At 66.3% G+C, this 22449-nt stretch carries 21 protein-coding genes; 15 read left to right on the plus strand and 6 right to left on the minus strand.

The genetic code is table 11. The features are described 5' to 3' along the window. Positions 1-153: 153 nt before the first annotated feature. Positions 154-1368, plus strand: coding sequence for a glycosyltransferase family 4 protein (locus PSR88_RS10690; protein WP_029539311.1), 1215 nt, complete (start codon positions 154-156; stop codon positions 1366-1368). Between the two features lie 22 nt (positions 1369-1390). Here the strand turns inward: PSR88_RS10690 and PSR88_RS10695 are convergent, their stop codons facing one another. Further along, positions 1391-1699 (minus strand): STAS domain-containing protein, encoded by a 309-nt coding sequence (locus PSR88_RS10695; RefSeq protein ID WP_005251861.1) that lies wholly within the window; start codon positions 1697-1699, stop codon positions 1391-1393. A 358-nt stretch (positions 1700-2057) separates the two neighbouring features. Beyond that, entirely contained in the window at positions 2058-2822 is a 765-nt protein-coding gene (locus tag PSR88_RS10700) for a GAF and ANTAR domain-containing protein (RefSeq protein WP_009474790.1), read from the minus strand. 221 nt (positions 2823-3043) lie between these two features. On the opposite strand from PSR88_RS10700, the gene PSR88_RS10705 reads away from it, so the two are divergent. Then, positions 3044-3478, plus strand: coding sequence for an ATP-binding protein (locus PSR88_RS10705; RefSeq protein WP_009474792.1), 435 nt, complete (start codon positions 3044-3046; stop codon positions 3476-3478). Then, positions 3475-4272, plus strand: coding sequence for an RNA polymerase sigma factor SigF (locus PSR88_RS10710; RefSeq protein ID WP_005251853.1), 798 nt, complete (start codon positions 3475-3477; stop codon positions 4270-4272). The genes PSR88_RS10705 and PSR88_RS10710 overlap by 4 nt, the downstream gene beginning before the upstream one ends. Position 4273: 1 nt before the next feature. Here PSR88_RS10710 and PSR88_RS10715 read toward each other — a convergent pair whose 3' ends face one another. The 4 genes from PSR88_RS10715 to aceA all read right to left on the minus strand — a co-directional run bounded on the left by PSR88_RS10715 (position 4274) and on the right by aceA (position 10120). Further along, a complete protein-coding gene (locus PSR88_RS10715) occupies positions 4274-5314 on the minus strand; it encodes an NAD(P)-dependent alcohol dehydrogenase (RefSeq protein ID WP_029539309.1) in 1041 nt (346 codons plus the stop codon). An 82-nt stretch (positions 5315-5396) separates the two neighbouring features. Further along, on the minus strand, positions 5397-7691 hold the full coding sequence (gene metE, locus PSR88_RS10720; RefSeq protein ID WP_011594944.1) for a 5-methyltetrahydropteroyltriglutamate--homocysteine S-methyltransferase: 2295 nt from the start codon (positions 7689-7691) through the stop codon (positions 5397-5399). A 123-nt stretch (positions 7692-7814) separates the two neighbouring features. Further along, entirely contained in the window at positions 7815-8711 is an 897-nt protein-coding gene (locus PSR88_RS10725; protein WP_005261077.1) for a 3-hydroxybutyryl-CoA dehydrogenase, read from the minus strand. 119 nt (positions 8712-8830) lie between these two features. Then, positions 8831-10120, minus strand: coding sequence for an isocitrate lyase (gene aceA, locus PSR88_RS10730; protein WP_009474796.1), 1290 nt, complete (start codon positions 10118-10120; stop codon positions 8831-8833). Between the two features lie 332 nt (positions 10121-10452). On the opposite strand from aceA, the gene PSR88_RS10735 reads away from it, so the two are divergent. From PSR88_RS10735 to PSR88_RS10790, 12 genes are all read left to right on the plus strand, one after another. Then, positions 10453-10812, plus strand: coding sequence for a zinc ribbon domain-containing protein (locus PSR88_RS10735; RefSeq protein WP_016882731.1), 360 nt, complete (start codon positions 10453-10455; stop codon positions 10810-10812). 21 nt (positions 10813-10833) lie between these two features. Next, positions 10834-12093, plus strand: a complete 1260-nt coding sequence (gene fmdA, locus PSR88_RS10740; RefSeq protein WP_009474799.1) for a formamidase — start codon at positions 10834-10836, stop codon at positions 12091-12093. A gap of 139 nt (positions 12094-12232) precedes the next feature. Then, complete coding sequence (gene ramB, locus PSR88_RS10745; protein WP_007301354.1) at positions 12233-13645, plus strand: acetate metabolism transcriptional regulator RamB; 1413 nt, start codon at positions 12233-12235, stop codon at positions 13643-13645. Positions 13646-13916: 271 nt separating this feature from the next. After that, positions 13917-15170 carry an urea ABC transporter substrate-binding protein gene (urtA, locus tag PSR88_RS10750; protein WP_005563339.1) on the plus strand — a complete coding sequence of 418 codons (1254 nt, stop codon included), beginning with the start codon at positions 13917-13919 and terminating at the stop codon, positions 15168-15170. 44 nt (positions 15171-15214) lie between these two features. Further along, entirely contained in the window at positions 15215-16099 is an 885-nt protein-coding gene (urtB, locus tag PSR88_RS10755) for an urea ABC transporter permease subunit UrtB (RefSeq protein ID WP_005251836.1), read from the plus strand. Continuing rightward, entirely contained in the window at positions 16096-17214 is a 1119-nt protein-coding gene (gene urtC, locus PSR88_RS10760; RefSeq protein ID WP_005261082.1) for an urea ABC transporter permease subunit UrtC, read from the plus strand. The genes urtB and urtC overlap by 4 nt, the downstream gene beginning before the upstream one ends. Next, positions 17211-18056: an urea ABC transporter ATP-binding protein UrtD gene (gene urtD, locus PSR88_RS10765; protein ID WP_016882730.1), complete on the plus strand. Its 846-nt coding sequence runs from the start codon at positions 17211-17213 to the stop codon at positions 18054-18056. Before urtC ends, urtD begins: the two co-directional genes overlap by 4 nt. Next, positions 18043-18756 carry an urea ABC transporter ATP-binding subunit UrtE gene (gene urtE, locus PSR88_RS10770; protein ID WP_011594948.1) on the plus strand — a complete coding sequence of 238 codons (714 nt, stop codon included), beginning with the start codon at positions 18043-18045 and terminating at the stop codon, positions 18754-18756. Before urtD ends, urtE begins: the two co-directional genes overlap by 14 nt. Then, complete coding sequence (locus tag PSR88_RS10775) at positions 18756-19454, plus strand: GntR family transcriptional regulator (protein ID WP_011594949.1); 699 nt, start codon at positions 18756-18758, stop codon at positions 19452-19454. Before urtE ends, PSR88_RS10775 begins: the two co-directional genes overlap by 1 nt. Before the next feature lie 99 nt (positions 19455-19553). Beyond that, positions 19554-20390 carry an SDR family NAD(P)-dependent oxidoreductase gene (locus PSR88_RS10780; protein WP_011594950.1) on the plus strand — a complete coding sequence of 279 codons (837 nt, stop codon included), beginning with the start codon at positions 19554-19556 and terminating at the stop codon, positions 20388-20390. Further along, entirely contained in the window at positions 20387-20920 is a 534-nt protein-coding gene (locus PSR88_RS10785) for a carboxymuconolactone decarboxylase family protein (RefSeq protein WP_016882729.1), read from the plus strand. Before PSR88_RS10780 ends, PSR88_RS10785 begins: the two co-directional genes overlap by 4 nt. 33 nt (positions 20921-20953) lie before the next feature. Continuing rightward, on the plus strand, positions 20954-22393 hold the full coding sequence (locus tag PSR88_RS10790) for a short-chain fatty acid transporter (protein ID WP_009474806.1): 1440 nt from the start codon (positions 20954-20956) through the stop codon (positions 22391-22393). Positions 22394-22449 lie beyond the last annotated feature (56 nt).

A 22449-nucleotide genomic window follows, 5' to 3' on the forward strand; every position in this document is an offset into this window, starting at 1 on the left:
TGCAACCTGTCCTGTGACAGAGTGCTAGCCGGTCGGTTTACAAACCCGAAGTTCGGGAATCCCCGTGGCATGACGGCCATTCATCGCGAACCCAGACCTCCCGTGTGCGGCGGGCAACCGATGAGAACGGCAGCCGTCGGCACCTCGAGACGATTGAGGATTTCGATGGTCTCGGCCAACGCCAGTCCCCTCGAGGTCTCGGACGGCGCCGATGTCGGGGGGCAGAGCATTCACCTCGCCGAACTGTCGGCAGCCCTCACGCGGGAAGGTCACGACGTCACCGTCTACACCAGGGCGGAGAGCGAGGACGCCCCGGAGCGGGTCACGACGCCGGGCGGGTACACCGTGGTGCACGTGCCTGTCGGGCCCGCGCGGCGGATGTCCGAGGCCGAGATCCTGCCGCTGATGGGGGCGTTCGGCAGCGTCCTGAAGGCCGAATGGGAAGCCGAACGGCCCGACATCGTCCACGCCCACTACTGGATGTCCGGGATCGCGACGCAACTCGCCGCCCGCACTCTCGGCATTCCGGTGGTCCAGACGTTCCATGCGCTGGGGGTGGTCGAGCAGCGGTTCGAGCGTGCGGATTCGTCGAGCACCCACAACCGAATTCACTTGGAACAGTTGATCGCCCGCGGAGCCACCCGGGTGGTGGCGACGTGCACGGACGAGGTCTTCGAACTCTCCCACCTCGGCCTGCCGCGCTCGCGCACGTCCGTGGTTCCGTCCGGCGTCGACGTCGCCGAGTTCACGCCCGACGGCCGCGCCGACGAGAAGGGCAAACGCCATCGCCTCGTCATGGTGGGCCGGCTGGCGCCGAGCAAGGGGTTCGACACCGCGATCGAGGCGCTCTCCCACTTCCCCGACACCGAACTCGTCATCGCGGGTGGGCCGGCCGCCGACGAGGTCGCCGACGACCCCGAAGCATCGCGACTGCTGACCCTGGCCCGGGAGACGAAGGTGCGTAACCGGGTACGGATCGTCGGGCGCGTGCCGAGAAACGCCATGCCCTCGCTGCTGCGGTCGGCGGACGCCGTGGTGTGCACCCCCTGGTACGAGCCGTTCGGCATGGTTCCGCTCGAGGCGATGGCCTGTGGCACACCGGTTGTGGCGTCCGCCGTCGGTGGTATGCGGGACACGGTGGTCGACGGCATCACCGGACGCCTCATCTCACCGCGCAACCCGGTCCGCCTGGCCGAGGCCCTGCGACAGATCTTCGACGACGACGCCCTGCGCACGGGATACGGCATGGCGGGCTGCGATCGCGCCCGCGCCCGCTACTCGTGGGACCGGGTCGCCACCGACACCCTCCGCGCCTACGGCCGCTGCGTGTCGGCCCCTCCGCGCACGAGTCGAACCGGCGCCCCCTGACGTCGGGCGCCGGTTCGGACGCTCAGGCCGTTCGGCCGTGCCAGGCCCCGAGGGCACTGTCCACGGAAGCGAAGCACGGGTAGCTCGACTCCTGGCCCGCGGCTCTGAGCAGTCGATACACCGGCCGGCCGCAGATCATCGCCCACGTCCGGCCGTCCCGGACGTTCGTCGCGTGGACGGTGTCGAGCACCGACAGACCCGCGGTTCCGATGAAATCCACCTTCGACATGTCGAGGATGAACTGACCCTCGGGCGAGATCCGCGTGCACACGTAGTCGCGGAACCCCGGCGCACTGAACAGGTCGATCTCGCCTCGCACCCCTACCAACATCACCCCGGACCCGACTCGCTCGGAAGTGAATTCCGCGCTCGCACAGCGTGTCGGAGCGGAACCGACAGCCGAGAGCGTTACCCTCGGCCTGTACGTGGTACCGAACTCCGTGCCCGAACACGCCATTTCAGGTTCTGGGACCCCTGGACCAACAGACATGGCTCACCCCATCTCGAACATTGAGAGGGGAAGCGGAGCACCTGCAGACAGACCCGACCTCGGACACATGACACCGTCTGCTACGGCAGCGCTTCCCGACATCGGCTGTGTGTTCAACCTCGGTTCGAGACTACTCCCGCCTGTGATGTGTCACAAGGAAATAACAGATACTCGAGCTCTCATTTGCCCTGGTGAGCGATTACAAACCGTTACGCATGGTTGTACGCGCCGAAACAGCCGCGACGACACGTTCAGCGACCACGCGCAGTTTGACGTTCTCCCGCTGCGAACGCGTGACGAGGACCTCGAATGCGGTCTCGGCGTCGAGACCCCGCAACGCCATCACGATTCCCTTCGCCTGGTCGATGACGGCGCGGGAACGGAGGGCGATACGAAGTTGCTCGATCAGATTTCTCGCCTCGCCGTACCGCCGCGCATTGCGCACCGCGACCGCTGCCGCCTCGACGTAGAGCTCGAGCACCGACTCGTCCATGCGGTGGAAGGCGTGCGGCAACAGTCCGTACAGATTCAGGGCGGCAGACTGCTCCGCGACGGGAAGGGGCACGGACAGATAGCTGTGGACGCCTGCCGGTTCGGAACTCGCGGCGTACGCCGGCCACCTCTCGTACGCGGCGGCGCGGTCGGCTCGCACGGTCTCGCGGGAGCGCACGACGTCGAGCGCAGGCCCCTCACCGAAGCGGTACTGCAACTCCTCGAGCGCCGCGAGCTCGTCCGACGTCGCGGCCACCGTGACGGGACCCGTCGGCCCGAGAACGGTGATCCCGGCCATCGCCGCACCCGGGAACACCTCGACCATCCGACGGCACAGCGTGTGCAGCACGACGTCGGTCTCGTCCTCGGGCTCGAGCAACTCGAGCACAGCGTCGAGCGACACGGTGACCGCGTCGGCGTCTGCGGTCTCGACGTCACTCGTCAACGTGTGCAGATGAATCTCGTCAGGCATCCCACTCGTCTCCCGTGACCACCATGACCCTGCCGAGGGCCTCAGGAACGCTGATCGTGCCGCCAACATTACTCGGGCAAACGTACTGATCGGACTGGTTTGATCGGTCCTGTTCTGCGGTATTCCACCTGCGGTGTCGCCGGATCGCTACCCTGACTTCTCAGCAGCGCGAGCCGACCCACCGCCCGCCGACAGCACGGTACGCCCGACCCGGAGGTCTCATGGCCATCGCCAAGACAATCGAACCCGACCAGGATCACACACATCCCGTCGTCGAACTGCGCGTGCGAGCAACGCCCGATCAGCTCTCCGTACTGCGCGCCCTTGCAGCAACCGTTGCCATTCACGAAGATTTCGACCTCGACTCCATCGCCGACATCAAACTGGCCATGGACGAGATCTGTACCCAGCTGATCGTCCGCGCGACACCGGATGCGGTCCTGGTGTGCCGGCTGCAGTATCTCGACAACACCCTGCGAGTCGACGTATCGAGCACCACCACCTCGGTCGACTCCCTCGGCGAGCGTTCGTTCGCCTGGCACGTACTCAACGCCCTCACCGATTCGGTCGATCTGAAACAGGAGCCCGACTCAGCCACCGCGGGTTTCGTGACCACCATGGAATTCACCAAGGTGAAGAACGGCCTGAGTCTGTGACGTCCCATACTCACAGTGGGGGGCACACGGCCCGTTGGCCGGACGAGTATCAGGACGTCACAGCACTCTTCGAACAGATGGCAGCCCTCGACGAGGACGATCCCCGGCGCAGCAGACTGCGTGACGCCGTCGTGACGCGCTGCCTCCCGCTCGCCGAGCACATCGCTCGCCGTTTCGACGGCCGCGGCGAGGCGCACGACGATCTGGTTCAGGTCGCGCGCCTCGGCCTGGTCAACTCGGTCGACCGGTTCGACGTGGAGCGGGGATCCGACTTCGTGTCGTTCGCGGTCCCCACCATCATGGGCGAGGTACGACGGCACTTCCGCGACACCGGGTGGGCCGTGCGGGTGCCCCGCCGGATGAAGGAACTGCACCTCGCGCTGAGCCAGGCCGTCGCCGAACTGTCCCAGAGTCTCGGCCACGCGCCCACCGTCAGCGAACTCGCCGAACACCTGGACCTCGAACAGGAGGAGGTGGCGCAGGGGCTCCTCGCCGGCAACGCGTACCAGACGGTCTCCGTCGACAACACGTCGTCGGACCGGACAGGCGAGCTGTCCATGGTGGAGACACTCGGCGACTACGACGCCGCGATGGACGACGTCGAGAACCACGAAACCCTGCGCCCCCTGCTCCAATCGCTGCCCGAACGGGAGCGGACCGTCCTCATGCTGCGATTCTTCGGCAACATGACACAGACCCAGATCGCCGACCGGGTCGGTATCTCGCAGATGCACGTGTCCCGGTTGCTGGCGAAGACACTGGCATCACTGCGAGATCAACTCGGTGACGCGTAGGTCAGATCGTTGCCGTGTCGATCACGAATCGGTACCGCACGTCGCTGCCGACCACGCGGTCGTAGGCGCCGTCGATCTCGTCCGCCGAGATCACCTCGATCTCGGCGCCGATACCGTGCTGGGCGCAGAAGTCCAGCATCTCCTGCGTCTGCGCGATCCCGCCCACCATCGAACCGGCGAGACTGCGACGGTTGGCTGCGAGACTGAACGCGCGCACCTCGATCGGCTTCTCCGGCAGCCCCAGTTCGACCAGGGTTCCGTTGATCGCGAGCATCGACATGTAGGCGTCGATGTCGAGATTCACCGAGACGGTGTTGACGATGAGGTCGAATTGTCCGCGCAACAGCGTGAACGTGATCGGATCCGCGGTGGCGTAGTAGTGGTCGGCACCGAACTTCAGGCCGTCGTCCTTCTTGCCGAGGGACTGGCTGAGCACGGTGACCTCGGCACCCATCGCATGCGCGATCTTCACACCGACGTGTCCGAGACCGCCCATCCCGACGACGGCGACCTTCTTGCCCGGTCCGGCTCCCCAGTGTGCGAGCGGTGAGTACAGCGTGATCCCGGCGCAGAGCAGCGGCGCCGCGACGTCCAGTGCCAGGCCGTCGGGTATGGACAGGACGAATCGTTCCGTCACGACGATGTGCGTCGAGTAGCCGCCCTGCGTCCACTCGCCGTCGCGCCCCTTGGCGTTGTACGTGCCGGTCACCCGGTTGACGCAGTACTGCTCCTCGTCGGCCCGGCAGGCGTCGCATTCGCCGCAGGAGTCGACGAAGCAGCCGACACCGACCCGGTCGCCGACCCGGTGCTTCGTGACGCCGGAACCGACCGCGCTCACGACGCCCGCGATCTCGTGACCGGGGACGACGGGATAGTGCGTGCTGCCCCACTCGTTGCGGGCGGTATGAATGTCGGAGTGGCAGATGCCGGCGAACTTGATCTCGATGAGCACGTCGAGCGGTCCGAGCTCGCGGCGTTCGATGGTGGTCTTCTCGAAGGGTCCTGCGCTGGACGTGACTGCGTATGCGGCTGCGGTAACCATGCTTACATGCCTACATGTTTGCGCGACCGAACGCACGTTCGGGGCCACCGCTGACGCGGTGACCCCGAACACGCCTCAGAAATCAGGCCTCGGATTCTTCCTTCTCGGCCCGCCTGCGGAGACGCTTCGCCGCCGCCACCATATTGCGCAGCGAAGGCTCGAGCTGCCAGTAGTGACGCGTCTTCAGTCCGCCGTCCGGGTTGGCCCACAACCGCTCGAGTGAGATCGACTCGCTCGCCTCCGTGAGCAGTTCGTCCAACTCGTCGATGTCCGGAATCCGGGCCGACCGGCTCTCGTACACACCCGGACCGACACCGTGGGTCAGCGCCCGCTCCTTGATGGCATCGAGGACCCACGTGATGGAGCGCGTCGCCACGATCGCCGTCACGTCCGCATCGAGCCGTTCGATGGCGTCGACCACCGACGCCCGGCTCGTGTACGTGATATGCGTGTGGATCTGCGTCTCCGGCTTCGCCCCGCCCGTCGCGAGACGGAAGGCGTCGACCGCCCACTCGAGATACGCCTCGCGGCCGTTCTCGCGCAACGGCAGCAATTCCCGGATCGCCGGCTCGTCGACCTGGATGATCGCGATACCCGCCGCCTCGAGGTCGGCGATCTCGTCACGGATCACCAGCGCCAACTGGTCAGCCGTCTCGTACAGCGGCTGATCCTGGCGGACGAACGACCGCGCGATCATCGTCACCGGACCCGTGAGCATGCCCTTGACCGGCTTGTCCGTCAGCGACTGCGCGTACGAGATCCACTCGACGGTCATCGGCTTCGGCCGCGACACGTCCCCGTAGAGGATCGGCGGACGTGTACACCGCGAGCCGTAAGCCTGCACCCACCCGTTGTGGGTGAAGGCATACCCCTCGAGAAGCTCCGCGAAGTACTGCACCATGTCGTTGCGCTCGTGCTCACCGTGCACGAAGACGTCGAGCCCGATGTCTTCCTGCAACCGGATCGTGCTTTCGATCTCGGCCTGGATCCGCTTGTAGTACTCCTCCCACTCGAGGCGTCCCTCACCCAGCTCGTACCGCGCCTGCCGGATCGCGTCCGTCTGCGGGAACGAGCCCAGCGTCGTCGCCGGAACCAGCGGCAGATTCAGTCGCTCCTGCTGGGCGAGCCGCCGCTCCTCGTACGGAACCCGGAGGCGGTCGCCCGGCTTGATCGCATTGACCCGTGCCCGCACCGCGTGCTTGAGCTTGAAGTGCACCGACGTGGGACGCTTGCGCCACTTGTCGGACGGACCCTCGGTGAGCGCCTTGGCCAGCGAAACCACCTCGCCGACCTTCTGCTTCGCGAACGCGAGCCGATCCGCGACATCACCCGGGATGTCGTACTCGGACAACACGTCGTACGGCACGTGCAGCAACGACGTCGACGTCGAGACCACGAGATCGGGCACGACGTCCTTCAGCGTGTTCAGGTACGTCAGCGTGTTGTACCGGTCGACGCGCCACACGTTGCGGCCGTCGACCACACCGGCGTAGATGCGCTTGCGCTTCATGCCCGGGATCTTCGCCAGCTCGTCGGCGCTCAGCCGGTGACTGACGAGGTCGAGGCCCAGAGCCTCCACCTTGGTGGAGGCAAGGATGGCGAGCGCCTCCCCGAGATGCCCGTACGGACCGGTGACGAGGATGCGGGGCCGCAGCGGTGCGTGCGACAGCTTCTCGTACGCCTTTGCCAGCGCGGCCAGTTCTTCGGGTGTGCGGTCCTCGGTGAACGACGGCTCGTCCAGCTGGACGCACGTGGCGCCCGCCTTCGCGAGCTGCTCGAACAGCCGCTCGTACTCCGGCAGCACCTTGTCCAGCAGGTCGAGGGTGGAGAAGCCGTGCCGCTTCGACGTCGGACCGACCTTCGACAGCAGCAGCAGCGACACGGGCCCCAACACGACGGGACGCAGTTCGATCCCGCGCGCCTTCGCCCGCTCGAACTCGTCCATCACGGTCTCGGACCGCAGCGCGAACTCGGTGTTCTCGTCCAGTTCGGGCTGACGGTAGTGGTAGTTGGTACCGAAGAACCGCACCAGCTCGAGCGGCGGGAAGTCCGGCCGGCCACGCGCCAGCGTGAAGTAGAAGTCCAGCGGATCGAGCTGACTCTCGAGCGGCTTGAACCGCTCGGGCACGGCACCGAACAGCAGCGCGTTGTCGAGTACGTGGTCGTAGTAGGAGAACGTGTTGCCCGGGACCTGGGTCAGACCGGTCGCGGCGAGCTCACTCCACGTCTCCTCCTGCAGATCCCGGGCGACGGTCACGAGTTCTTCCTTCGTGCTCGTGCCGTGCCAGTAGGACTCGAGGGCACGCTTGAGTTCGCGGCGAGGTCCGATGCGGGGATACCCCAGGATGCTGGATCCGTATGCTGCGGTGCTGGACATGCGGTCGACCTTTCTGGGCTCAGTCCAGTGGCTGAGAATGCCTCTGGGCTCGATGCACCTGTGCGCCTCTCACAACCGCCAGTGGTCGTGAAAGGCGCACAGGTGTAGTCGCCTACCTACCTACTAGCTGGCCTTCTTGCTGGCACGGCCGTTGTCGCCGTACTCGTAGAAGCCCGCGCCGGACTTCTTGCCGACCAACCCGGCCTCGACCATGCGGAGCAGCAGCGGCGGCGCCGAGTACAGGGGCTCCTTGAACTCTTCGTACATGGAGTCGGCGATCGACTTGACCGTGTCCAGGCCCACCAGGTCGGTCAGCGCGAGCGGACCCATCGGGTGTGCGAGGCCGAGAACCGTTGCCTTGTCGATGTCTTCCTTGGTGGCGAACCCGGACTCCACCATGCGGATCGCGGAGAGCAGGTACGGCACCAGGAGGGCGTTGACGACGAATCCGGAACGGTCCGCGGAACGGACGACCTGCTTGCCCAGCACATCACTCGCGAAGGCCTCGGCCCGCTCGGACACCGACTTGCTCGTCTTGAGCGTGGTCACCAACTCGACGAGGGGAAGCACCGGAACGGGGTTGAAGAAGTGCATCCCGATGACCCGTTCCGGGGACTTCGTGGCGATACCCAGCTTCATGATCGGGATCGACGACGTGTTGGACGCCAGCACGGCGTTCGGATCCGTCACGACCTGGTCGAGTTCGGTGAAGATCTCGCTCTTCACCTTCTCGTCCTCGACGACGGCCTCCACGACGAGCTGCCGATCCGCGAAATCACCGAGATCGGAGGTGAACCGCAGCCGCCAGGCGGCCTGCTCACGTTCCCGCTCGGTGATCTTGCCGCTGCTCACTCCGCGGTCGAGCGACCGCAGGATGCGCGAACGCCCCGCCGCCGCAAGCTCGCGGGTCTGCTCGAACACCAGAACGTCGACGTGCGCGCGAGCACACACCTCTGCGATTCCGGCACCCATGATCCCGGCGCCGATCACGCCGACGCGCTGAATCTTTTCGCTGGTCACGTCAGCTCCTTATCGTCTAGTGGAGTCGTCGCCCGGGGAGGGGCCCGGTTACAGGCCCCTCCCCGGGGTCGGGTTGATCAGGTGAAACCTTGATCGGTCGAAACCTTGGAGGCCAAGGCTCAGTGGAACTGACCCTCTTCGGTGGAGCCCTTCAGGGCAGCCGTCGAGGTGTTGGGGTCGACCGTGGTGGCGATGCTGTCGAAGTAGCCGGCACCGACCTCACGCTGATGCTTGATGGCGGTGAAGCCACGCTCCTCGGCGGCCTTGAACTCGCGCTCCTGCAGGTCGACGAAGGCGGTCATGCCCTCGCGGGCGTAGCCGTGCGCCAGGTCGAACATGCCGTAGTTGAGCGAGTGGAAGCCGGCCAGGGTGATGAACTGGAACTTGAAGCCCATCGCGCCGAGCTCCTTCTGGAACTTCGCGATGGTGGCGTCGTCCAGGTGCGCCTTCCAGTTGAAGGACGGCGAGCAGTTGTACGCGAGCAGCTGGTCCGGGAACTCGCTGCGAACCGACTCGGCGAACTTCTTGGCGACCTCGAGGTCCGGCACGCCGGTCTCCATCCAGATGAGGTCGGCGTACGGGGCGTAGGCCTTGGCGCGCGCGATGCAGGGCTCGATGCCGTTCTTGATACCGAAGAAGCCCTCGGCGGTGCGGGTTCCGTCCAGGAACTGCTGGTCGCGCTCGTCGACGTCGGACGTGATGAGGGTCGCGGCCTCGGCATCGGTGCGGGCGATGACCACGGTGGGAACGTCCGCGACGTCGGCGGCGAGGCGAGCCGAGGTCAGGGTGCGGATGTGCTGCTGCGTGGGGACGAGGACCTTGCCACCGAGGTGGCCACACTTCTTCTCCGACGCGAGCTGGTCTTCCCAGTGCGAACCGGCGACGCCGGCCGCGATCATGGCCTTCTGCAGCTCGTAGACGTTGAGCGCGCCACCGAAGCCTGCTTCTCCGTCGGCGACGATCGGGGCGAGCCAGTTGTCGACGGAGGTGTCGCCCTCGACCTTGGCGATCTCGTCGGCGCGCAGCAGCGCGTTGTTGATGCGGCGCACGACCTGCGGGACCGAGTTGGCCGGGTAGAGGCTCTGGTCGGGGTAGGTATGTCCGGACAGGTTCGCGTCACCGGCGACCTGCCAACCGGACAGGTAGATGGCCTTGAGGCCTGCACGGACCTGCTGCACGGCCTGGTTGCCGGTCAGCGCGCCCAGCGAGTTGATGTAGTCCTCGTTGTTCACGAGGTCCCAGAGGATCTCGGAACCACGGCGTGCGAGGGTCTGCTCTTCGACAACGGTGCCCTGGAGCTTGGTGACCTGCTCCGCCGTGTAGTTGCGGGTTACTCCCTTCCAGCGCGGGTTGGTGTCCCAATCCTGCTGGATTTCAGCTGCGGTCTTCGGGGTGCCGGTGGTCGACATCAAGACTCCACTCTCTTCGATCTGCTGGTCCGGTACAGATGTACTGCTTCACATCCTTGCCAGGCCCTTCGTATGTACTTACCGAGAATGACACACGCAAAAAGTGCCGTCTACCTGTTGCTAATGCCAATCTTGGCTAGCTTTTCACAGCGCCTTGCAAAGACTGTTAAGAAAGTTCGATGCCATACCTGCCCGATCGGAGAGGAAAAATACTCGCCAGTAGCAAAAAGTCGCAGGTCGTGAACCAAATGCACGCAACTCGCCGTACACAGATATTTCCGCCCCAGCGACCCTCGCCTTCCCGCCGCGGCACACCCCGCGACGCGCCCGTTGTGACTGCAATCACCAATCAGGTCGGTTACCGTGACCTCGAATGGTCTCCTCCGGCGAAGGGCACCACGTTGCCGCTGTACGAATTCCGATGCGCCGCCGACTGCGGCCCGTTCGAGCGGTCGTTCCCGATGGTCGACGTACCCGGCACCACCCGCTGCCCCCGGTGCGATCGCGACGCCGTCCGGCGTGTGTCCCCGCCGCGGCTCGGGCACGGGTCGTCGTCCGCGATGAACCTCCTCGACCGCACGAAGAGGTCGGCTCACGAACCGGACGTCGTGACCGGTCCGCCGCCCCCGGCCACGGCCGGACGTTCATCCGTCACGAGCAATCCGCTGCACCGCCGACTTCCTCGTCCCTGACCGGCCACCGAAGGAGCGCACATGCCCGAACTGCTGTTTCCGCTCGATTCCTCGAAGAAGTTCACCGATCAGGCGATCGTCGGCCACAACCGCTGGCACCCCGACATCCCGGCCGCGATCACGGTGAAACCGGGCGACTCCTTCCGCGTCCACTGCCGCGAATGGTTCGACGGCGCCATCCACAACGACGATTCCGCCGACGACATCCTGAACGCGCCCCTCACCACGGTCCACACGTTGTCCGGGCCGTTCGCCGTGGAGGGCGCGAAGCCCGGCGACCTGCTGATCGTCGACATCCTGGACGTCGGACCCATCCCCCAGGAGGATTCCGGCCCGCTGGCCGGCCAGGGATGGGGATACACGGGGATCTTCTCCCGCCACAACGGCGGCGGATTCCTCACCGAGCAGTTCCCCGACGCCTACAAGGCCGTCTGGGACTTCTCCGGTCAGACCGCCACGTCGCGGCACGTCCCGCACGTCTCGTTCACCGGCATCGTCCACCCCGGACTGATGGGCACCGCGCCGTCGGCCGCCCTCCTGTCGAAGTGGAACGCGAGGGAGGGCGCGCTCATCGCCACCGACCCGGGCCGGGTTCCCCCACTCGCCCTGCCGCCCGAACCGCAGGACGCCGTCCTCGGGTCTCTGTCGGGCGCCGACTTCGACCGCGTCGCCGGCGAGGCCGCCCGCACCGCGCCCCCACGCGAGAACGGCGGCAACCAGGACATCAAGAACCTCACCAAGGGCAGCCGCGTCTTCTACCCCGTGTTCGTCGACGGCGCGAACCTGTCCGTCGGCGATCTGCACTTCTCCCAGGGCGACGGTGAGATCACGTTCTGCGGCGCCATCGAGATGGGTGGCTTCATCGACCTGCGCGTCGACATCATCAAGGGCGGCATGGACACGTACGGCGTGTCCGAGAACGCGATCTTCATGCCCGGCAACACCGATCCGCAGTATTCGGAGTGGCTCGCGTTCTCCGGAACGTCCGTCACCCTCGACGGGGAACAGAAGTACCTCGACTCGCACCTGTCGTATCAGCGGGCGTGTCTCCACGCGATCGACTACCTCACCAAGTTCGGGTACAGCCCCGAGCAGGCCTACCTCCTGCTCGGCGCCGCCCCGATCGAGGGCAGGTTGTCGGGGGTGGTGGACATTCCGAACTCCTGCTCGACGGTGTACCTGCCGACGGCGATGTTCGACTTCCCCGTCGCACCGTCCGCGTCGGGTCCGTTCCGGATCGACCCGGGCGTCGGCGCGCCGCGCTCGGAGAACAAGGCCTGAGCTGCGGGCGAATGTACCTTTCAGCGCCTCCAGTGCGCCCAGAGGTACATTCGCCCCGCGTCACCGCGTCCCGACCCGCGCGAGTAAATCTTGCGAAGGTTCCGTTCGCACATCTGACCTGCGCCGGTACCATTGCCGTATGTCCAAGACCTTCGTCGGCACCCGGTTGCGTCAGCTCCGAACCGAGCGTGGACTGAGCCAGGCGGCGCTGGCGAAGACGCTGGAGATCTCCGCCAGCTACCTCAATCAGATCGAGCACGACGTGCGGCCACTGACGGTGCCGGTGCTGCTGCGGATCAGCGAGGTGTTCGGCGTCGACACCACGTTCTTCTCGTCCCAGGACGACACGCGCCTGATCGCGGAGATGCGCGAGGTGGCGCTGGATCAGGAGATGGGCATCGACGCGGACGCCCAGGAGATCGCCGAGATGGTGGCGTCGCATCCGGGCCTGGCGAAGGCGATGGTCAACATGCACCGCCGCTTCCGCAACACCACCGCGCAGCTGGCGCTCGCCACGGAGGACCGCTACAGCGACGGCAGCGGTAGCGGCTCGATCACGATGCCGCACGAAGAGGTCCGCGACTACTTCTATCAGCGGCAGAACTATCTGCACGAACTGGACACGGCGGCGGAGGAACTGACCGCGCGCATGCGATTCCACCGCGGCGACGTCGGCGGTGAGATCGCCCGCAGGTTGCAGACCGTGCACGACGTGCAGATCGTCAAGCGCATCGACCTGGGCGAGAACGTCCTGCACCGGTACGACCCCGAATCCCGGCTGCTGGAGATTTCGCCGCACCTGTCGGGCGGCCAGCAGGTGTTCAAGTTCGCGACCGAGCTGGCGTTCCTCGAATACGGCGACCTGCTCGACAAGCTGGTCGCGGAGGGTGGCTTCACGAGCGACGAGTCCGTCGCGCTCGCCCGGCTCGGGCTGGCCAACTACTTCGCTGCGGCCACGGTGCTGCCGTACGGCCAGTTCCACGACGTGGCCGAGGATTTCCGGTACGACATCGAGCGGCTGTCCGCGTTCTACTCGGTGAGCTACGAGACGATCTGTCACCGTCTCTCGACGCTGCAGCGTCCGAAGCTGCGCGGTGTGCCATTCATGTTCGTCCGTGTCGACCGGGCCGGGAACATGTCGAAGCGGCAGTCCGCCACGGGGTTCCACTTCTCCACCAGCGGCGGCACGTGCCCACTGTGGAACGTGTACGAGACGTTCGCATACCCCGGCAAGATCATGAACCAGATCGCACAGATGCCGGACGGCCGCCGGTACCTGTGGATCGCCCGGACCGTCGAACGTCGCGCCCAGCGCTACGGCCAGCCGGCCAAGATCTTCGCGATCGGGCTCGGCTGCGAGATCCGGCACGCCCACCGCCTCGTCTACGGCGACGGTCTCGACCTCGACGATTCCAACCCGGGCACTCCGATCGGCGCCGGTTGCCGGGTGTGCGAGCGTGTCAACTGCCCGCAGCGCGCATTCCCGCCGCTCGGCAAGCAACTCGATATCAGTGAGCACCAGAGTTCGGTCTCCCCGTACCTGATCCGCTGACTCCTCATGGTTCGTCCGATGTCATATCGCTTCAATCCGACTGAACCGGTGTGACGTTGGCCGCAGCGGCAACAGCATCCGGCCCCGCCGGGAGCGCTGTGAGCGCTTGTTCACGTAACCGTAATTCGCGTCACGAACACGTCACCGACAGACATTCAGGCGCAACAACGGCCGCTTAATGTTCGCCCCACGAATACACCTCTGTATACGTGGGGCGGATACATGTCCCGGGTTGCGGAGGTCCCAAGTCCTCCGACGGAAAGGCCCGTACATGCGCACCTTCTCCAAGCGCGCCCTCGCTGCACCGACCGCGCTCGCCGCCATCGGGCTCGTGCTGACCGGTTGTGGCAGCAAGGCGTCCGACACGGCAGGCGAGTCCACCGCGGCGTCCTGTGTGGACACCTCCGGGGACACGATCAAGGTCGGGTCGCTGAACTCGCTGTCGGGCACGATGGCCATCAGCGAGGTGACCGTCCGGGATTCGATCGCGCTCGCGGTCGACGAGATCAACAACTCGGGCGGCGTGCTCGGCAAGAAGATCCAGATCGTCGCGGAGGACGGGGCCTCGGAGCCCACCGTGTTCGCCGAGAAGGCGGAGAAGCTGATCAGCAGTGACTGCGTCGCAGCCGTGTTCGGCGGTTGGACGTCGTCGAGCCGCAAGGCGATGCTGCCCGTGTTCGAGGACAACAACTCGCTGCTCTACTACCCCGTGCAGTACGAGGGCCTCGAGGATTCGAAGAACATCTTCTACACCGGGGCGACCACCAACCAGCAGATCGTGCCCGCCCTCGACTACCTGAAGGAGAAGGGCGTCAAGTCGCTGTACCTGGTGGGCAGCGACTACGTGTTCCCGCAGACCGCCAACCGCATCATCAAGGCGTACGCGGAGGCCAACGGCATCGAGATCAAGGGTGAGGACTACACCCCGCTCGGCTCCACCGACTTCTCGACCATCGTCAACAAGGTCCGGTCCGCCGATGCGGACGCCGTCTTCAACACCCTCAACGGCGACTCCAACGTCGCGTTCTTCCGCGAGTACGCGAACGTCGGCCTGAAGCCCGCCGACATGCCCGTCGTGTCCGTATCGATCGCCGAGGAAGAGGTCGGCGGTATCGGCGTCCAGAACATCGAGGGCCAGCTGACCGCCTGGAACTACTACCAGACAATCGACACGCCGGAGAACAAGAAGTTCGTCGACGCGTACAAGGCCCGGTACGGCGCGAACAAGCCGACGTCCGACCCGATGGAAGCCGCCTACACGTCCGTGTACCTGTGGAAGAACACCGTCGAGAAGGCGAACTCCTTCGCCACCAAGGACATCCAGGACAACGCGGACGGCGTCACGTTCGCCGCGCCGGAGGGTCTGGTCACCATCGACGGGTCCAACCATCACATCACCAAGACCGCGCGCATCGGTGAGATCCGGAACGACGGCCTGATCTACACGGTCTGGGATTCGGGCACCCCGATCCAGCCCGACCCGTACCTGAAGTCCTACCCGTGGGCCGAGTCGCTGGGTAGCTAGAACACGGTCCGACGAGCACGAGGGAAGAGAGAGGACATACATCGATGGATGTAGTGATCGGACAGCTGTTCACCGGGTTGAGTATCGGATCGATCCTGTTGCTCGCGGCGCTGGGGCTGTCGTTGACGTTCGGCCAGATGGGCGTCATCAACATGGCCCACGGCGAATTCATCATGGCCGGCTCGTACACGGCCTACGTGGTGCAGCAGGTGGTGTCGAGCGCCACCGGTTCTCTGTTCATCTCTCTGCTCGTCGGCTTCGTGGTCGGTGGCGCGATGGGTGTCCTCCTCGAGGTCACCCTCGTCAAGCGGATGTACCACCGGCCGCTGGACACGCTGCTGGTGACGTTCGGTGTGGGGTTGATCCTGCAGCAGCTGGCGCGGGACGTCTTCGGTGCGCCCGCCGTCAACGTCGCCGCACCGGAGTGGCTCTCCGGTGGTGTGGAGATCCTGGGCGCGGTGGTGCCGAAGACGCGCCTGTTCATCCTGGTTCTGGCCGTCGTTGCCGTCGTCGCGCTGTCGCTGGCGATGCAGAAGTCCCCGATGGGACGCCGTATCCGCGCCGTCGTGCAGAACCGTGACCTCGCGGAGACGAGCGGGATCTCCAGTCGCCGAACCGATGTGACGACGTTCTTCATCGGTTCCGGTCTGGCGGGTGTCGCGGGTGTGGCGCTCACCCTGATCGGCTCGACGAGCCCGACCATCGGGCAGAGCTACCTCATCGACGCGTTCCTGGTGGTCGTGGTCGGCGGCCTGGGGCAGATGAAGGGCGCGGTGATCGCCGCGTTCGCACTCGGCATCCTCAATTCGTTCGTCGAGTACTCGACCACGGCGTCGATCGCCAAGGTCATCGTGTTCGTGGTCATCGTGGTGTTCCTCCAGGTTCGGCCGCAGGGCCTGTTCGCCGTCAAGACGAGGAGTCTCGTATGAGCATCCTGACGAGTGGCCGCTACCGCGCGTGGGCGGGATTCGCACTGGCCGCACTGCTTCTGTTCGTCGTCGCCCCCGCGGTTCTCAGCGACTTCCGGCTGAGTCTGCTCGGCAAGTTCCTGTGCTTCGCGATCGTCGCGGTCGGTATCGGCCTGGCATGGGGCCGCGGCGGCATGCTCACCCTCGGCCAGGGTGTCTTCTTCGGGCTGGGCGCCTACATGATGGCGATGCATCTGAAGATCGCCGACGCCGAACTCCGCGGCGACACGGTGCCCGACTTCATGCAGATCGCGGGCATCCGGGAGCTGCCGGGCTACTGGGTGCCGTTCACGTCGCCGATCGTGACGATCCTGGGAATCCTGCTGATCCCGGCGCTGGTGGCGTTCGTCCTCGGGCTCGGGGTGTTCAAGCGCCGCGTCAAGGGCGCGTACTTCGCGATCCTCAGCCAGGCGCTCGCAGCCGCGTTCGCGATCCTGCTGGTCGGTCAGCAGAGCACCGGAGGAAGCAACGGCCTCAACCGGTTCCGCACGTTCTTCGGTTTCAACCTGAACGATCCGGCCAACAAGCAGATGCTGTTCTTCATCGCCGCCGGCGTGCTGCTGGCCGTGGTCGCGATCACCCGGCAGTTGATGAACAGCCGCTACGGCGAACTGCTCGTCGCCGTCCGGGATCAGGAGGAGCGCGTCCGCTTCCTCGGGTACGACCCGGCGAACATCAAACTCGTCGCCTACGTGACGGCCGCGTTCTTCGCGGGCCTCGCCGGCGCGCTGTTCGTGCCGATCGTCGGCATCATCTCCCCCGCCGACGTCGGGATCGTCCCGTCGATCGCGTTCCTGATCGGGGTGGCCATCGGCGGACGTTCCACGCTCCTCGGCCCGGTGCTCGGCGCCATCGGGGTGGCGTGGGCGCAGAGCGCGTTCTCGGAGTCGTTCCCGTCCGGCTGGACGTACGCGCAGGGCCTGCTGTTCATCGTGGTCGTCGGGTTCTTCCCGGCCGGTGTCGCGGGACTGTTCGCGCTGCTGAAGCGGAAGAAGAAGGCCTCCTCCGACGAACCTGCCCCGCCCGGACCGGAAGACGAGACCGAGCCGACGGAACGAATGGAGATGGCCCGATGACGATTCCCGCCACGGCCAAGGTGCCGGTGCTCGGCGGCAACGCCGGAATGTCCAGCGAGTATCTCGAGGTCCGGGACCTTCGGGTCAGCTTCGACGGCTTCAAGGCGGTCGACGGCGTCGACCTCACCCTGATGCAAGGCGATCTGCGGTTCCTCATCGGTCCCAACGGCGCCGGCAAGACCACTCTCGTCGATGCCGTCACCGGGCTCGTCCCCGCGACGGGATCGGTCACGAAATCCGGTGTCGAGTTGATCGGCAAGAAGGTGCACCGCATCGCCCGGCTCGGTGTGGGCCGCACGTTCCAGACCGCGAGCGTGTTCGAGGAGCTGACGGTTCTCCAGAACCTCGACATCGCGGCGGGCGCGTGCCGGTCCGCACTCACACTGCTGCGCCGACGCAAGACGGTGCTCCCCGCCATCGAGGAGGCGCTCGACGTCACGGGTCTCGGCACGCTGCGCGACACCCCGGCGGGAATCCTCGCGCACGGACAGAAGCAGTGGCTGGAGATCGGAATGCTGCTGGTGCAGAACTGCTCCGTCCTCCTGCTCGACGAGCCGGTGGCCGGCATGAGCCACGAGGAACGCGACGAGACGGGAAACCTGCTGCGCCGCATCGGCGGTGAGCGGACCGTCGTGGTGGTCGAGCACGACATGGACTTCATGCGCGCGTTCGCGACGTCGGTGACCGTGCTGCACGCCGGGAAGGTGCTGAGCGAGGGAACCGTGGAGCAGGTGCAGGCCGATCCACGGGTGCAGGAGGTGTACCTCGGGACCGCCGCGGCCGGTGCCGCCCCCGAACTGCAGCCCGAGGTTTCGAAGGAGGACAGCGATGCTCGAGCTTGAGAACATCCGGGCCGGGTACGGCCGAACCGAAGTGATCCACGGAGTCTCGCTGACGGTCCCGTCGGACGGTGTGGCCGCGGTGATGGGACACAACGGCGCGGGCAAGACGACGCTTCTGCGGGCCGCGGTCGGACTGATCAAGGTCGACTCCGGGCGGGTGCTGTTCGACGGCGAGGACGTCACGGCGCTGCGGCCGAGCGCCCGGGTGGCGCGCGGCCTCGCCTACGTGCCGCAGGGCCAGCAGTCGTTCGGTCAGCTGACCACCGCCGAGAATCTTCAGGTGGTGGCCGACGGCCGCAAGCGCGGAAAGGAACTCGTCGGCGAGGTGCTGGATCTGTTCCCGGCTCTGCGCGGCCTGCTCGACCGGCGTGCCGGTCTCCTCTCCGGCGGGCAGCGTCAGCAACTCGCCATCGCGCGGGCCCTGATCACGGAACCGAAGATGCTGATCCTCGACGAACCCACGGAAGGCATTCAGCCGTCCGTCGTGGCCGAGATCGAGCGCACCATCATGGAACTCACCCGCCGCGGCGGACTCGGAGTCCTGTTGGTGGAACAGCACATCGGGTTCGCTCTCGAATCCGCCGAGAGCTACCACGTCCTCGAGTCGGGGCGGGTCACCTCCTCCGGCGCCGGTGGCGCCGCACCCGGCTCCGACGTCCGTACCGCGGTCTCCGACGTCCGCGCGGCGATGGCCATCTGATGGCACGCCGAGAACCGGCCGGCTCCCTCAGCGATCACGTGTATCTGTCGCTGCGCACCGACCTGATGAGCGGCCGGATCCCACCGGGACAGCGTCTCGGCGAGGAGCGTCTCGCCGACACCTACGGGGTGTCGCGGACGCCGGTGCGGGAGGCCCTGGCCCGGCTCCTCGCCGACGGACTCGTCCAGCGCGACGTGGGCGGGTTGTTTCCGTACCGCCCCCGCATCGACGAGCTGGCCGGACTGTACGAACTGCGCATCACGCTCGAGCTCCAGGGAATCGCCCGGGTCCGCGCCGACGAGTCGCTGTCGCACGACCCGGACGTTCTGGGACCCGAGCTCGACCGGTGGTACGCGTTGCGGAAGGAGAACCCCGAGCCGGACGCCGGGTTCGTGGCGCTCGACGAGCAGTTCCACACCGTTCTGCTGCGGTCGGCAGGGAACCGGGCGCTGTCGGATGCGCTCGTCAACGTGAACGCGAAGGTGCGGCCGGTCCGGATGTTCGACTACCTCACCCCCGACCGCATGAGCGCGACCGTCGACGAGCACATCTCGGTGGCCGAGCTCGCCCTCGACGGCAAGCTGGATTCCGCGTACGACACGCTGCTCGCGCACATCAGCGAGTCGCGTGAGGTGGTCATCGAGCGTGCTGAGCAGGCACTTTCCCTCGCACGGATGGCGTGGGCGATCCGGGATTGAGACAGTTGTCCAACTCTGTTGGACATTTTTCCCACCAATGAACCGAGCGGGTGCTAGCGTCTTGCTACCGCTCGGTAACACAGGTTGGGAACTCGCTTCATGTCACGCACTCTCGAAGAGAATCTGGTCGGACGCCGCGTCCTGATCACCGGCGCAGCCCGGGGTATCGGCGCCGGACTCGCCAGAAGACTTCACGAGCGGGGCGCCCGTGTCGGGCTGCTCGGCCTCGAACCCGAACTCCTCGAACAGACCGCCACCACGTGCGGCCGGGCGCCGTGGCGTCGCTGCGACACCCGCGACCGGCGAGCCGTCGAGGACTCGTTCGACTACCTCACCGACCGGCTCGGCGGCCTCGACGTCGTCGTCGCCAACGCGGGCGTGACGCCCCCGGCGCACATCGTCGAGGGTGATCCGGAGGTGATGCGGTATGCCATCGAGGTGAACGTGTTGGGGACGTACCACACGTTGCGGGCCGCGGGACCGTACATCGGGCACCGCAACGGGTACGCGCTCGTCGTGGCGTCGTCGACGACGTTCAGCCCGCTGCGCGGTGTCCACGGCGCCACGAGAGGCGGTGCCGAGGAACTCGGCGAGGCCCTGCGGGACGAGATGAAATCGCTGGGGACCCGGGTCGGCATCGCCCGCCTCGGCGAGATCGACACGGACCGGACCCTGATCGATTTCGACGGCGTCGCGGTTCCTCCACCCCGCGGCAGCGCACTGACCCGGACCTCCTCGATCACGGTGGCGGTCGACGCACTCGAGCGGGCAATCGCGGGACGGAAGAATCGGATATACGCGCCGTCCCGGGTACCCGGGACGGATTCTGTGCGTATGCTCGCACTTCGGGCCACGGAGATGACCCGTTCGATCGAACTACGCGCGCACGCAGCCGTTCCCACGAGGGGACGAGTAGAAGGAGAGGGGGCGGCGTGACCGCACGCATTCCACCCGGACGTCTGAAGGAACTCGGCCCCGTCAACTGGGTGTTGTGGCGAATCATCTCCCGTGTCGCCGGTGTGCCGGACGCACATCTGTTCAGCACGGTGGGCCGCACGAGGGGCCTCTTCCGTGCGTGGCTGCAGTACTCCGGCAAGCTGATGCCGGGCGGGCAGATCTCCCGGTACGAGACCGAACTGATCATCCTTCGCGTGGCACACCTGCGGAAGTGCGGCTACGAGATGGATCACCATGTGCGCCTCGGACGCCGGGCAGGCGTCACCCCGGCGCTCCTCGAACAGGTGCTGGAAGGTCCGGGTGCGGAGGGCTGGGACGCGCGCCGCCGCGCCATCCTCACCGCCGTCGACCAACTCGTCACCACCGACAACCTGGACGATGCCGCGTGGTCGGCGCTGAGCACCCACTTCGACGACCGCCGGATGATCGAATTCTGCTTTCTGGTGACCCAGTACGACGCCCTGGCCACCACCATCGGGACTCTGAGGATCGAACGCGACTATTCGTAGGTTCCGCATCGCGTAGAGAAGAGGAACGGCCGCATGACATCCGCTACCGAAGAAGTCCGTTCCGAGAAGGGACTGGCGCGGGTCGCGCAGTCGCTGGCCGGCTGGACGGAGAAGTGGTTCCCGGACGCCTACGTCTTCGCGCTCGTCGGCGTCTTCGTCGTCTCGGTGGCCGCACTGGCCAACGGTTCGTCTCCGCAGACGGTCGTGGACGCGTTCGGTGACGGTTTCTGGGATCTGACGGCGTTCACCCTGCAGATGGCGATGGTGGTGCTGACCGGATACGTCGTCGCCACGTCCCCGCCGGTCGCCCGGCTGATCGATCGCCTGGCACTGGTGCCTCAGTCGGCGCGCACCGCAGTCAGTTTCGTCGCGTTCCTGTCCATGTCGGTCTCCTTCCTGAACTGGGGGCTCAGTCTGGTGTTCGGCGGGCTGCTCGCCCGGGCGATCGCCCGCCGGTCCGACCTGCGAGTGGATTACCGTGCGCTCGGCGCGGCGGCCTTCATGGGTCTGGGCGCCGTGTGGGCGCTCGGCATGTCCTCGTCCGCCGCGCAACTGCAGGCCACCGCCGCGTCCCTGCCGCCGGCGCTGCTGGAGATCACCGGCGTCCTCGACTTCGGGACCACGATCTTCACCTGGCAGTCGCTGCTGATGTGCGTGATCATCATCGCCCTGACCGTGGTCATCGCCCACTTCTCCGCGCCGAGGGGTGCGGCCGTCACCACCGCACAGGATCTGGACGTCGACCTCGACGACCGGCCGAAGGAGGTGGCACCCCGAACGCGACCGGGAGAGTGGCTCGAGTACAGCCGGATCCTGCCGGCGCTGGCCGGTCTGATGACGTTGGGGTGGCTGATCTCCCAGCTGGTGACCAAACCCGTGCTCACCGTCGTCAGTAGCCTGAACGCCTATCTGCTGGTCTTCCTCATGCTGGGATTGGTGCTGCACGGGACGCCGCGCAAGTTCCTGCAAGCCGTCGCGCTGGCCGTCCCCGCCACTGCGGGCATCCTGGTCCAGTTCCCGCTGTACGCCGCGATGGCCGCGATCCTCACGAAGGCCGAGGGCAGAAACGGCCTCACCATCTCCGAGCACCTGGCCGAGTTCTTCACGAACATCGGCAGCGGCGGAGGCTTCACCGTCGTCATCGCCCTCTACACGGTGGTGCTGGGTCTCTTCGTGCCGTCCGGAGGCGGAAAATGGCTGGTCGAGGCGCCCTACGTCATGCAGTCGGCCACCGACGTCGGGATGAACCTGGGCTGGACGGTCCAGGTGTACAACGTCGCCGAGGCGCTGCCGAACCTGATCAACCCGTTCTTCATGTTGCCCCTCCTCGCGGTGCTGGGGCTCAAGGCGCGCGACCTGGTGGGATTCACGTTCCTGCAGTTCATGTTCCACCTGCCGGTGGTCCTGCTCCTGGTGTGGTTGCTCGGGACGACGTTCGAGTTCGTGCCCCCGGTGCAGCCCTCCTCACCGTGACCCGGTTCGCGCGGCCCGTGAGAGGTCTTACTAACCCACGCTTTACCTCGAGAAAT

The organism is Rhodococcus sp. DK176 (assembly GCF_038447315.2).
Taxonomy (GTDB): domain Bacteria; phylum Actinomycetota; class Actinomycetes; order Mycobacteriales; family Mycobacteriaceae; genus Rhodococcus_F; species Rhodococcus_F jostii_A.

Bases quoted from the DNA above. Each gene is read 5' to 3' on its own strand.
- PSR88_RS10695 (WP_005251861.1), bottom strand. From the start codon at position 1,699: ATGTTGGTAGGGGTGCGAGGCGAGATCGACCTGTTCAGTGCGCCGGGG.
- PSR88_RS10700 (WP_009474790.1), bottom strand. From the start codon at position 2,822: ATGCCTGACGAGATTCATCTGCACACGTTGACGAGTGACGTCGAGACC.
- PSR88_RS10705 (WP_009474792.1), top strand. From the start codon at position 3,044: ATGGCCATCGCCAAGACAATCGAACCCGACCAGGATCACACACATCCC.
- PSR88_RS10715 (WP_029539309.1), bottom strand. From the start codon at position 5,314: ATGGTTACCGCAGCCGCATACGCAGTCACGTCCAGCGCAGGACCCTTC.
- metE (WP_011594944.1), bottom strand. From the start codon at position 7,691: ATGTCCAGCACCGCAGCATACGGATCCAGCATCCTGGGGTATCCCCGC.
- aceA (WP_009474796.1), bottom strand. From the start codon at position 10,120: ATGTCGACCACCGGCACCCCGAAGACCGCAGCTGAAATCCAGCAGGAT.
- fmdA (WP_009474799.1), top strand. From the start codon at position 10,834: ATGCCCGAACTGCTGTTTCCGCTCGATTCCTCGAAGAAGTTCACCGAT.
- ramB (WP_007301354.1), top strand. From the start codon at position 12,233: ATGTCCAAGACCTTCGTCGGCACCCGGTTGCGTCAGCTCCGAACCGAG.
- urtA (WP_005563339.1), top strand. From the start codon at position 13,917: ATGCGCACCTTCTCCAAGCGCGCCCTCGCTGCACCGACCGCGCTCGCC.
- urtB (WP_005251836.1), top strand. From the start codon at position 15,215: ATGGATGTAGTGATCGGACAGCTGTTCACCGGGTTGAGTATCGGATCG.
- urtC (WP_005261082.1), top strand. From the start codon at position 16,096: ATGAGCATCCTGACGAGTGGCCGCTACCGCGCGTGGGCGGGATTCGCA.
- urtD (WP_016882730.1), top strand. From the start codon at position 17,211: ATGACGATTCCCGCCACGGCCAAGGTGCCGGTGCTCGGCGGCAACGCC.
- urtE (WP_011594948.1), top strand. From the start codon at position 18,043: ATGCTCGAGCTTGAGAACATCCGGGCCGGGTACGGCCGAACCGAAGTG.
- PSR88_RS10775 (WP_011594949.1), top strand. From the start codon at position 18,756: ATGGCACGCCGAGAACCGGCCGGCTCCCTCAGCGATCACGTGTATCTG.
- PSR88_RS10780 (WP_011594950.1), top strand. From the start codon at position 19,554: ATGTCACGCACTCTCGAAGAGAATCTGGTCGGACGCCGCGTCCTGATC.
- PSR88_RS10790 (WP_009474806.1), top strand. From the start codon at position 20,954: ATGACATCCGCTACCGAAGAAGTCCGTTCCGAGAAGGGACTGGCGCGG.